The following is an 11,116-nucleotide window of genomic DNA, read 5'->3' on the forward strand; positions in this document are numbered from 1 at the left end:
GCAGCCGGGCCGACAGTCTTGACCAATCTCTGAGCCGCCCCGAGTGATCTGCCCGGAACATTGCGGCCGGTCGGATGGTGATACTGTGCCTGGCATGGCAAAGCTTCATGGTGGGCAGATCATTGCCCGTGCACTCAAGAACGAGGGCGTGGACACGCTCTTCACCCTGACCGGCGGGCACATCGTTCCGATCCTCGATGGTTGTGTCCAGGAGGACATTCGAATCGTTGATCTGCGCCACGAACAGGCAGTGGCCCATGCTGCCGAGGCGTATGGTCGGCTCACCGGGAAGCTGGGAGTTGCGGCGGTCACCGCGGGACCCGGCGTAACCGATGCGGTGACGGGCGTTGCCAATGCCTTCTACGCCGGGACACCGATGTTGCTGATCGGGGGACGTCACCTCCTGCGGCAGGAACTGATGGGCGGGTTGCAGGAGATGGACCACCCCCGGATGTTCGGTTCGATCACGAAATGGGCGGGAACGGCCTGGCAGACGGACCGACTTGCCGACTATGTGGCAACGGTGAGTCGCGCCGCCTTCGCCGGGCGCGGCGGGCCCGTGTTCCTGGACGTGCCCATGGACCTGCAGTTCGATATGGTCGACGAGGATTCGATCATCTGGCCCCAACAGTATCGAGCCGACCTCCCGCAAGGTGCCGCAGCTTCGGTGGTCGATCGGATCGTCGAGATACTCGCCGGCGCAGATCGTCCGATGATCTTTGCGGGCGCCGGGCTCAGGGGGGCGGCGGAGGCGCTGGTTGTTGTCGCCGAGGCACTGGATGCTCCGACCTACCTCAATTCCCGTGCACGCGGCTCTCTTCCATTCGGCCATCGTCTACTCGGCAACCACACTCGTTCGTCGGCGTTCGCCGGGACGGATGTTGTGCTGGCGCTGGGTGTCGACTGGGATTTCCGAACCGGTTACGGTCGCAAGATCTCGCCGGATGCCACCGTCGTCCAGATCGACGCGGACGCAACGAAGATTGGATGGAACCGACCCGCCCACCTGGGTGTGGTAGCCGATCCGGCGGAGGTGATCCGGCAGATCGCCGACTCGGCCGACCGCTTCAACACGTCCGGGCGGGAGTGGACTCAGGAGATCCTCACCGCCGAATCGGCGCGGAGTGAGGCAGCCGCGGTTGAGGCGTCGGCGGATGGTTCGCCCGTTCACCCGCAGCGTTTCGCCAGGGACGTTGCGAGTTTCTTCGGCACGGACTCGATCGTGGCGGTGGACGGCGGTGACATCGTGTCGACGACTGCCCGCTGGCTCCAGGTTTCCCACCAGGGTCACCTACTCGACGCGGGTTCGTTCGGCACGCTCGGAACCGGCGCCCCGTTCGCGATAGCGGCGAAAGTGGCGTTTCCGGACAAGCTGGTGGGCATCGTTTACGGCGACGGAGCGTTCGCATTCAACGGGATGGAATACGACTCGATGGTTCGGCTGGGTCTGCCGATAATCGGCGTGGTCGGAAACGACGGTGTCTGGAACAACATCAAGACGTTCCACCGGATGTTCTATCCCGACCGTATGGTGGCGACCGACCTCGGTATCCGCCCGTATCACGCCATGGTGGAGGGGCTCGGCGGTCACGGCGAGTTCGTAGAGGACTCGGCCGATCTGGTCCCGGCCCTCGAGAGGGCCAGGGCTTCCGGCAAACCCGCTCTGGTCAACGTGCACATCGCCGAGACGATGAGGATGAGTTCGAACTACAGCCAGTGAGCGGCGCAGACGGCTACGGCCGTTGTCGAGTCCTAGAGCACGACCAGCGCGACCACTCCGACGATCAGGCAATACAGAGCGAACGGGCGAAGGCCGAACCGGTTGAGCGCGCGGAGCAACACTGCGATTGCCATGTACCCGGAAACGGCGGCGACCACCATTCCCACCCACACCTCGGCCCCGAAGCCTCCGTTGCCGGCGAGTTGGAGGCTCTGCTGGGCTCCTGCTCCGGCGATGGCGGGTATCGCGAGCAAGAAAGAGAATCGGGCGGCCTGGGAAGGCTCCAGCTTTCCGGCCAGGCCGGCGGTGATGGTCATTCCCGAACGTGAGATGCCCGGGATGAGCGCAACGGCCTGGGCGATCCCGACGAGAAACCCGTTCTTGAGCGGTAACTGATCGAGTTCGAGACGGCCGCTCATGAACCGACCGGAGATGAAAAGAACCGCGCCCGTCACCAGGAGTGCGATGGCTACGGCCATGGTGTCCTCCTGGAGTGATCCGATCTGGTCTTCTACGAATACGCCGATGACGGCCGGGATCGTCCCGAGGGCGAGCAAACCGAGAATCCGGCGGGCAGCCGGTTCCGTTCGGAAACGGAGGAGCTCGATCAGGTCGTGGCGGTAAAAGGCGACAACTGCCGCCAGTGTCCCGAGATGAAGAACTGCCGAGGTTGCCAGGTCTGGTTGTTCGACACCGACAAAAGCAGGGACGAGCACGAGATGTCCGCTCGATGAGATTGGGAGGAACTCGGTCAACCCTTGAACGAGACCCCATAGGACTGCTTCAAACACGGATCCGGAGCATAGCCGTGAGCTGCCTGCCCGGCGGCTACCACTCGACTATCAGGACGCTCACACCGGCATGCGAGACGGCGGCGGCGACCGTTGTCGCCGTCTCCGCCGGGATGGCGACCATCGCAGATTCGTCGGTCCAGCCGCCCGGCCGGACCGCGGATGCGGCCGCCACGACGACTGCGGGAATCACGGTGCCGGAACCCTCTACGACCAGTCGCAGTTCGGTTCCCGGTACGGCCCCGTCGGGTACGTCCATCTCGAGCGCCCACCATCCATCGGGAAGTGGACCATTGTCGGTCAGCAATGCGGGGGTCAGGGGCTCACCGGCCCCGATCGCGGTGATTGCGAACCCGCCGGGAGTGACCTCCGGAAGGAGGCCGACCGGTACGTCCCGGAATTCGATCAGGTCGTCGTCGATCCTCGTTCCCGCCTCGATCGAGGCGCGGGCGAAGGGCCGCAGCTCCGTGGGAGTACCGCGCAGGTCCATCCACAGAGCTCCGGCGACGATGACCGCCGCCGCCATCCAGCGGAGATAGGGTGGGCGGCGAAACCAGTACACAGTCGAACGTATCTCGTGCAGGCTGTGTTTGGAAGGGGGTCGTTTCGGGTTGGTCGCCGCTTCCCTAGCGGCGCGACTTCCACTCACTCACGTGGTCGGGGAGCGGCGTGGTTCCGATCGACGCAGGTTCTCCGGGTTCCAGCGCAAGCGGAATCACTCCGGCCCAGTAGGGCAGGTCGATGTCGTCGTCGTCGTCGACCGGTGGGCCCGAACGCTGCTTGGCTGAGGCTTCTTCGATGTCGATGGCAGCCACGGCGGTCGCCTTGACTTCCTTGTCGTTGGCGGGACGTGACCCTTCCGACCGGCCCGGAACCAGGTGCTCGACGATCGCCCGGAAGGCCGAAGCCTTCTCCTGTTCGTCTTTGACTTCCCTGGCCGACCCGAAGACGACGACAGATCGGTAGTTCATCGAATGATGAAACTGGGACTTGGCGAGGACCAGGCCGTCGAGGATGGTGGCTGCCACCGATACCTGCCGCCCGGCGCGAAGGGTCCGAAGCATGCGGCTGGCCGGAGAACCGTGGAGATACAGAACGTTCCCCACCCGTGCGTGGATGGTCGGGATCACCACAGGGAGTCCAGTCTCATCGACGAACCCGACATGGCAGATGAGGGCTTCGTCGAGGATCTCGTAGATGGTTTCCTGGTCGTAGGACCCTCGATCGGGTAGACGGCGGATTCTGCTGCGATCCGACGGCGCGGTCATGCCGGTGCTCCTGCCGCGCAATCGCAGGGGAGTGAACGCGGCCCGTCCGCCTCCGGAACCAGCCTGAACAGAATGGTGCGCAGTGTGTCGAGTGCCTCTGCGAAACGTTCCAGAACCTCTTCGTGTGTAACGGGCGGAACCTCGCCCGGAACGCCTACGTCGTAGTCGGTCACCACGGCGATGTTGGCATAACAGATACCCAGTTCTCGAGCGAGGGCGGCCTCGGGCAGCTGAGTCATGTTGAGCAGGTGCCATCCAGAATCAGCGAAAGCGGTGCTTTCTGCCCGGGTTGAGAACCTCGGACCCTGCACAACGACGGTGGTTCCTCCTTCGTGAACGACTCCCACCGTCGCCCGTACCGCGGCGGCGGCTTTGGAACGAAGGTCGGGGCAGTAGGGATCGGCGAAAGGTATGTGGTGTGTTTCCGGACCCTCGAAGAACGTGTGAGCCCGACCCCAAGTGCGGTCGACGAGTTGATCGGGGATCACGAACTCTCCTGGCGCGTACGCGGAGTAGATCGAACCGACCGCCGTCGGAGCGATGATTCGGCCGACGCCCAGTTCGCGCATGGCCCACAGGTTCGCCCGGTACGGGATGAGGTGGGGAGGGAACTCGTGGTTGGTGCCGTGACGGGCGATGAATGCCACTTCTGTGCCTTCGACCGAGCCGACCATCGGCGGAGAGGACGGCGGGCCGTAGGGCGTGGTGAGATCTTCCGAGCGCGCCTCGGTGAGTAGTTGGTAGAAACCGCTACCGCCGAAGACCCCGATCATCGGTCAGTCTTCGGTGCTTTGTGAGGATCGAGAGTCGGTCACGTAGAAACCCGATCCCTTGAAGATCAAGCCGGCCGGATGGAATACCTTCTGCAGTTCGCCACCGCACACCTTGTGCTTCTTGAGCGGCTTGTCCGAGAACGACTGCATGACTTCCAGTCGCTCACCGCACTTTTTGCAGGAGTATTCATATCTAGGCATGTCGGTCCTCGGCGGAAAGAGTGAGCACGGAATGATATCAACTGCGCGGCGACAAACGTCAAGGCCGCTCGCCGGCGGCCGAAAGCGCTATCGCTTCTAGACTCCCGGGGATGGATCTCGCCGTTCCCGTCGTGATGGCGGCCGCCTACCTGGTCGGAAGCCTCGACTTCGCAGTCGTGGTGGCGAGAGCGCGCGGCCTCGACATCTACGACGTCGGCAGCGGCAATCCCGGCACGTCCAACGTCCTGCGCACGATGGGCAAGGGGGCGGCGGCCATGACTTTGCTGGGCGACGTCTTGAAGGGGGTCATCGCCGCCGCGATGGGTTTTCTCGTCGCCGGGGAAGCCGGAGCCGCGGCCGGTGGCTTCTTCGCCATCGTGGGCCACTGTTATCCCGTGTTTCATCACTTCAAAGGCGGGAAAGGGGTTGCGACGGCAGCAGGGCTGTTGTTGTGGCTCATCCCTAGGTCGGCGCTCGTTCTGATCCTCCTCTGGATTCTGCTCGTGGCCGCGACGAAGGTGGCGTCCATCGGTTCGATGGCTGCGCTGGTCCTGGCCCTGCCCGCCGCCCGGATCGAAGGTATCGGTTGGGGTGCAGTGTCCTGGCTGGCGGCCGCGCTGGTCCTGGTCTTGTACCGGCATCGCGGCAACATCGCCAGGTTGTTTGGCTCCGGTGAACACAAGGTCATGCCGTGACGGGGCCCGAGTTGGCGGTCGTTCCGGCAGCCGGACTGGGCACGCGGATGCGTCCGGCGACGCGCGTCGTTCCCAAGGCCCTTTTGCCCGTCGTGGACCGACCAGCCGTGCAACACGTCGCCGAGGAAGCGGTGCGTGCCGGTGTCACCGAAGTCGTTTTCGTGGTCGACCTGGACGCCGGTTCGCTGATTCGAGATCACTTCACCGTCGGTGAGCCTCTGCCCGGTCTCGAGGATCTGCAGGTCAGAATCGTGATTCAAGAGGAACCTGGTGGTTTGGGCCACGCAGTGTTGACCGCCCGTGAATCGATCGGCGACCGTTCGTTCTTCTGTCTTCTGGCCGACAACATCGTCAGGCCGGGCGCCGATGTTCTGCCGTCGCTGGCAGCCGCCTCTGATGGAGGGTCCGTGGTGGCGCTGCGCGAAGTCGGCGAGCACATGCTCGACCGGTACGGTGTTGCGATACCGGGCGAGCGGCGAGGGTCGGAACTCGAAGTGCTCGGCGCCGTTGAGAAGCCGGGGATCGCGAAGGCTCCGTCGAACCTTGGCCTGGTCGGCCGGTATCTGTTCACTCCGGACATCCTGGAGGCGCTTGCCGGCCTCGAGCCGGGATACGGGGGAGAGATCCAGTTGACCGACGCGATCGACTTCGTGGCCCGTCGGGGACGATGCCGTGGTGTTGTCGGTGACAGTGATCTCTTGGACATCGGGGTCCCGCTCGGCCTGCTCGAGGCTGCTGTGGTTCTCGGGCTGAACCGGCCCGAGTTTCGAGATGGCCTGACGGAGTTCCTCCGTTCGCTCGAGGAACTGCGATGAGGCGACTCGTCGATGTGCAACGTGAAGTGCTCGGCAGTGTCCGTCAACTCGGGAGCATGTCGGTGCCGGTCTCCCGGGCCCTCGGCCTGGTTCTGGCCGAAGATGTGGTGGCCCCCCACGATGTTCCCCCCTTCGCCAACTCGGCCATGGACGGATACGCGGTTCGCGCGAAGGACACGCAACCCGCCCCCGCGGAACTGAAGGTGATAGAGGATGTAGCCGCCGGGCACGTCGCGGCTTGGACGGTGACTTCCGGTACGGCGGTAAAGATCATGACGGGAGCACCTATGCCCGCGGGAGCGACTGCGGTCGTCAGGGTCGAGGACACCGCCGAGGAGAGCGGTTCGGTGCGCATCCTGGACGGTGTTCTGGATGGCGAGAATGTCAGGGCGGCCGGCGGGGATCTGGCCGCCGGGTCGGTGGTGTTTGCGGCCGGAACCCGACTTACGCCTCACCATCTCGGTGTGCTGGCCTCGATCGGTGTCTTCGAACCGAGGGTTCATCGGCGTCCGGTGGCGGCCGTCCTGTCGACCGGAGACGAGGTGGTGCCGGCGGAGGCGCCGCTGCTGCCCGGTCAGATCCACGACAGCAACCGCCCGCAGCTTCTGGCATTGCTCGATGAACTGGGCGTCGAGACTATCGATCTCGGCATCGTCGGCGACGACGCGGCCGCTTTGCGGGCGGCGGTCGCACGGGGAGCGGTGGAGGCCGATGTTCTGCTCACTTCAGGCGGAGTCTCGATGGGCGAGTACGACCTGGTCAAAGGAATCGTCTCCGAGGCCGGTGATGTCAACATCTGGCGGGTCGCCATCAAGCCGGCCAAGCCGTTCGCGTTCGGCAACGTGGGCGGCACGCCGTTCTTCGGCCTGCCGGGAAACCCGGTGTCGGTCGTGGTGGCGTTCGAGCAGTTCGCCCGTCCCGCGCTGCTGAAGATGATGGGAGCGAAAGCACTGTTCCGGCCCCGCATTGCAGCAGTACTGGAAGCGGACGTTCAGACGGACCCGGAGAAGACGGTGTTCTTGCGGGTGGTGGCCGAACTGAAAGGCGACAAATGGACTGCCAGGCCGGCGGACGGCCAGGCATCGAACCAACTCACCGCTCTGGCGAATGCCAATGCGTTCGCGGTTGTGCCGGTTGGGACCTCCGGTGTCGCGGCCGGCAGCCGGGTGGATCTGGAGATGTTCCGGTGGCCGGAAACCCGCAGCGAGGAAGAGGTAACGAATGCCGGATGATCTCACTCACTTCGACGAAGAGGGCCGGGCAAGGATGGTTGACGTCGGCGGGAAGGTCGAGACGGCCCGCGTTGCCGTTGTCGAGGCTTTCGTCGAGATGACGGCAGAGACCAGGGATCTGATGTTTTCGGGGAACCTCGCAAAAGGGGACGCGGTGGCGGTTGCCCGCGTGGCCGGCCTCATGGCCGCCAAACGGACGGCCGGTTTGATACCACTTTGTCATCCGCTTCGGATCTCTCACGCGACTATCGAGATCGATCCGGATCCGGTTGGAGCCAGGATCGTGGCCACTGTCGAGACGGTGGACCGGACGGGTGTGGAAATGGAAGCCATGGTGGCCGCCTCTGTCGCGGCGCTGACCGTCTATGACATGGTCAAGGGGGTTGAACGGGGTGCCCAGGTGACTGCCACGCGCTTGCTGCACAAGTCGGGCGGCAAGAGCGGGGAGTGGAATCGATGAGGGCAGTGGTTCTCACGGTCAGCGATCGGGTAAGCGCCGGGGAAGCCATCGATGTCTCGGGACCTGCTGCTGCAGCCTTGCTCGAGGGTCTGGGCTTCTCGGCTTCGGTCCGGGTTGTCCCCGATGGGATTGAATCGGTGGCGGATTTCCTGCGCGCCGCGGTGGCCGAGGGCGTGCCCTTGGTCGTAACTACGGGAGGAACCGGCTTCGCTCCCAGGGATGTGACGCCGGAGGCGACGCGTCTGGTCATTGATCGGCCGGCTCCCGGCCTCGTCGAAGCGATGCGTTCGGCGACTTTCGGTACCAATCCGCATGGGATGCTGTCGCGCGGTGAAGCGGGCATGTGTGGAGCGACCCTGATCATCAACTTGCCCGGGTCGGTCCGGGGAGTCGAGGAATCGCTGCGTGTGATCGGCCCGGCTCTGTCGCACGGTCTCGCACTCCTTCGATCCGACGAAACGGATCACGGCCCGACACCTCCCTGACAAGAGCGGATCGGTCGGAAAACTAAGATCGCGATAATCCTGCCTACTTGTGGCTCCAGAGCAATATGGCTACTCTTCGCGCCCAAAGAGCGGAGATTCACTCTATGGCATGGGCAGTCATTCTTGTCGTCGTTGCCGCCTGGGGAGCTTTCCTCCTACCGGAGGTCATCGGCTCGCGAAAGAGCGCACCTCTGACGACGACCCAAGAGTTCAATCGTTGGACCACCCGGGTCGCCTCTGTTCAGACACCGGGCGGGCCTGCCGTAGTCGCGCGGAACCGGGTTCTGGCGCGCCGACGCCGCGTTCTCTTCGCCCTCTTCGGCGCGGCCATCCTCAGCCTTGTGGTAGCCATCTGGCTGTCCGCTCCCTCCATGCTCATCACCCATGTGGTGATCGATGCGGTAGTTGCCTGGTACGTCGCCATGCTGGTTCAGCTGAGGCACCGGCGGAACGAACTGGCGCTGGTAACAGCGGTCCGCCCGGTGAGTGACGGTGTGAAGGAAATGCCGTCCACTCCTGACGTACACATCCTGGCCTCCGGCTAACCCGCGGTCATGGCGGTTCCCGGACTCGACGAAGTTGAGTCGGCCGCTCGCGCAGAACTCGACGGGAAGTTCGCCGCCCGCGAAGTCGCGCTGACTTCGAGTCGAACTCTGATCAGGACCTCGGCAAACGCAATCCGGGCACTTCATCGCGGTGAGATCGAACGTGCCGAAGAGTTGATGGACCAAGCAGCGGAGCTGCTGGAGAAATCACGACAAGCATGTCTGAATCATCCCGACGTATTGCATGCCGGTTTCGTTTCGGATGCGGCCAAGGAGTACGCGGAGGCCCGGCTCACGGCTGCATTGTCCCAGGGTGCGAGGCTTCCCTTGCCGGCCGAGATAGGTGTGGAAGCGGCTCCCTATCTCAACGGCCTCGGTGAGGCGGTCGGCGAGCTGCGCCGCCGGTTGCTCGACTTGCTCAGGCAGGGCGAGATCGAGGCGGCTGAAGAGATGCTGGCTGCCATGGTCGAGGTGCTCGACCTGCTGGCTTCGCTTGACTACCCGGACGGTATGACCGGGGGCCTGCGCAGGACTACCGACGTGGCACGAGCCTTGATCGAACGGAGTCGAGCCGATCTGACCACCACGGTCGTGCAAGAACGTCTGCGGTCAGAACTGCAGCGACATCTGGATTCTTGACCGGCTTGGCACGTGATGCCGGTGGGGTAACATGCTGGCCCCATCTGGGGGTGTAGCTCAGCCCGGCAGAGCGCTTCCCTCGCACGGAAGAAGTCGTCGGTTCAAATCCGATCACCTCCACCCAGGAAAGCCCCAGCAAACACTGGGGCTTTCTGCTGTTTGGGAGACTGCCGCCTCGCCCGGTTTCGCCTCCAGCCCCACAGGAACCCCACACCTCATGCGGTCAACGCCTCGTCGATAGCGTCCGCAGCCGCTCGGTCAATGCCGTCGAAAAGGTGACCGTAGATGTCGAGAGTCGTTCTGATCGAACTGTGTCCGAGTCGAGTCTGAATGAGTTTCGGGTGCTGACCGGTTGCGATCAGGACGGCTGCATGACTGTGCCTCAGGTCGTGGAAGCGGAGCGGCGGACCAACAGACTCTTCGACAGCCGGAAGCCACACCCTACGGCGGAAGTTGTTCCGGCGGAGTGGACCCCCGGAGGGTGCGGTGAATACCAGTCCATCATCGCTCGGCGGGAACTCCGACATGTGAAGCGCCAGTTCGTCGACCAATGCCTTCGGCATCGAAACATTGCGGATGGAAGACGCAGTCTTGGGAGCACCGAAGACAAGCCGTCCCTCGACCTCGTTGACCGCTTCCTCGACTCGCAGATTCCGTCGCAACATATCGAGACGCCCGACCCGGAGCGCAGCTAGCTCACCAAAGCGGAGGCCGGTGAAGGCCGCCCCCAACACCAGTGCTCGGTATCGAGGAGCAATGGCAGCAGCGAGAACAGCAATCTGATCGAGATCGATAACCCGGATTTCGCTGCGTGTTGGCTTCGGCAGGCTCGTTCCCGTCGCAGGGGACCGGACAAGAAGACCATCACCCACAGCCACTTCAAAGGCGTTCGCCAGGAGCCGATGGCACTTCCGAACCGTATCGGCGGCTAGCCCAGTCGCAGAAAGCTCGGACACCCACCGGCGGACCTCGACGGGTTTGACTGAGGCGAGTTGCCTGTTCCCAAAGGCCGGGAGAATATGGGTATCGATGAGGGATCGGTCTCGGGCGACAGTTGCCTCCTGCCTGGATGCCTTCGCAGACTCGACCTCCGCCAACCAGGTTGCGACACTGATTCGCCCGGACCGTGGGTCTATGTATGCGCCTCGATCGATGTCCGTTGCGATGTTGCGTGCGAACTTCTCGGCGTCGACCTTCCGCTTCTCCCACTTCTCTCGGCTCTTGCCCTCAGGGTCTCTGTAGTGGACGACGTACCGCTTTTCGCCGCCTTTCGTGTATTCGACATCGATGCTTGCCATCGTGTTCCCTTCGTCTCTATTCCCCGTCTGTGTCAGGTGTCGATGTCAGGTGTCACCCCCTATAGGGGGGTGAACACGCTGACACCTCCGGGTCACCCGGTGTCTTTTTCGGTATGACATCTACTTGACACCTGTGACATTAAGGGCTTCTTCGGCGGCGGGTGTGTGGAAGTAACGGTCTGTCCCTCCAGCAG

General features: G+C 63.7%; 14 protein-coding genes and 1 tRNA gene. 9 read left to right on the plus strand and 6 right to left on the minus strand.

Annotated elements, in window-relative coordinates:
- Positions 1-94: 94 nt before the first annotated feature.
- Positions 95-1,720 carry a thiamine pyrophosphate-binding protein gene (locus VLT15_08710; GenBank protein ID HSR45296.1) on the plus strand — a complete coding sequence of 542 codons (1,626 nt, stop codon included), beginning with the start codon at positions 95-97 and terminating at the stop codon, positions 1,718-1,720.
- Positions 1,721-1,752: 32 nt separating this feature from the next.
- On the opposite strand, the gene VLT15_08715 is transcribed toward VLT15_08710, so the two are convergent.
- The 5 genes from VLT15_08715 to VLT15_08735 form a co-directional block, all read right to left on the minus strand.
- On the minus strand, positions 1,753-2,511 hold the full coding sequence (locus VLT15_08715; GenBank protein ID HSR45297.1) for an undecaprenyl-diphosphate phosphatase: 759 nt from the start codon (positions 2,509-2,511) through the stop codon (positions 1,753-1,755).
- A 37-nt stretch (positions 2,512-2,548) separates the two neighbouring features.
- Positions 2,549-3,073 (minus strand): SAF domain-containing protein, encoded by a 525-nt coding sequence (locus VLT15_08720; GenBank protein ID HSR45298.1) that lies wholly within the window; start codon positions 3,071-3,073, stop codon positions 2,549-2,551.
- Positions 3,074-3,137: 64 nt separating this feature from the next.
- Positions 3,138-3,779: a pyridoxamine 5'-phosphate oxidase family protein gene (locus VLT15_08725; protein HSR45299.1), complete on the minus strand. Its 642-nt coding sequence runs from the start codon at positions 3,777-3,779 to the stop codon at positions 3,138-3,140.
- Positions 3,776-4,552 (minus strand): S-methyl-5'-thioadenosine phosphorylase, encoded by a 777-nt coding sequence (locus VLT15_08730; GenBank protein ID HSR45300.1) that lies wholly within the window; start codon positions 4,550-4,552, stop codon positions 3,776-3,778. The genes VLT15_08725 and VLT15_08730 overlap by 4 nt, the downstream gene beginning before the upstream one ends.
- A 3-nt stretch (positions 4,553-4,555) precedes the next feature.
- Positions 4,556-4,753 (minus strand): FmdB family zinc ribbon protein, encoded by a 198-nt coding sequence (locus tag VLT15_08735; GenBank protein ID HSR45301.1) that lies wholly within the window; start codon positions 4,751-4,753, stop codon positions 4,556-4,558.
- Between the two features lie 110 nt (positions 4,754-4,863).
- Between VLT15_08735 and plsY the strand changes: the two genes are divergently transcribed.
- From plsY to VLT15_08775, 8 genes are all read left to right on the plus strand, one after another.
- Positions 4,864-5,448, plus strand: a complete 585-nt coding sequence (gene plsY, locus VLT15_08740; GenBank protein HSR45302.1) for a glycerol-3-phosphate 1-O-acyltransferase PlsY — start codon at positions 4,864-4,866, stop codon at positions 5,446-5,448.
- Positions 5,445-6,263, plus strand: a complete 819-nt coding sequence (locus VLT15_08745) for a sugar phosphate nucleotidyltransferase (protein ID HSR45303.1) — start codon at positions 5,445-5,447, stop codon at positions 6,261-6,263. The genes plsY and VLT15_08745 overlap by 4 nt, the downstream gene beginning before the upstream one ends.
- Positions 6,260-7,495, plus strand: a complete 1,236-nt coding sequence (gene glp / locus VLT15_08750; GenBank protein HSR45304.1) for a gephyrin-like molybdotransferase Glp — start codon at positions 6,260-6,262, stop codon at positions 7,493-7,495. Before VLT15_08745 ends, glp begins: the two co-directional genes overlap by 4 nt.
- The gene (moaC, locus tag VLT15_08755; GenBank protein ID HSR45305.1) at positions 7,485-7,955 is read left to right on the plus strand and encodes a cyclic pyranopterin monophosphate synthase MoaC; all 471 of its coding nucleotides are present in this window, start codon (positions 7,485-7,487) and stop codon (positions 7,953-7,955) included. Before glp ends, moaC begins: the two co-directional genes overlap by 11 nt.
- On the plus strand, positions 7,952-8,440 hold the full coding sequence (locus tag VLT15_08760) for a MogA/MoaB family molybdenum cofactor biosynthesis protein (GenBank protein ID HSR45306.1): 489 nt from the start codon (positions 7,952-7,954) through the stop codon (positions 8,438-8,440). The genes moaC and VLT15_08760 overlap by 4 nt, the downstream gene beginning before the upstream one ends.
- 104 nt (positions 8,441-8,544) lie before the next feature.
- Positions 8,545-8,985: a hypothetical protein gene (locus VLT15_08765; GenBank protein ID HSR45307.1), complete on the plus strand. Its 441-nt coding sequence runs from the start codon at positions 8,545-8,547 to the stop codon at positions 8,983-8,985.
- A gap of 9 nt (positions 8,986-8,994) precedes the next feature.
- Positions 8,995-9,624, plus strand: coding sequence for a haloacid dehalogenase (locus VLT15_08770; GenBank protein ID HSR45308.1), 630 nt, complete (start codon positions 8,995-8,997; stop codon positions 9,622-9,624).
- 46 nt (positions 9,625-9,670) lie between these two features.
- Positions 9,671-9,744 (plus strand) — tRNA-Ala (locus VLT15_08775).
- Between the two features lie 95 nt (positions 9,745-9,839).
- On the opposite strand, the gene VLT15_08780 is transcribed toward VLT15_08775, so the two are convergent.
- Positions 9,840-10,922 (minus strand): site-specific integrase, encoded by a 1,083-nt coding sequence (locus VLT15_08780; GenBank protein ID HSR45309.1) that lies wholly within the window; start codon positions 10,920-10,922, stop codon positions 9,840-9,842.
- Positions 10,923-11,116 lie beyond the last annotated feature (194 nt).

Source organism: Acidimicrobiia bacterium (assembly GCA_035471805.1).
Classification (GTDB): Bacteria; Actinomycetota; Acidimicrobiia; order Spongiisociales; family JAHEDJ01; genus JAHEDJ01.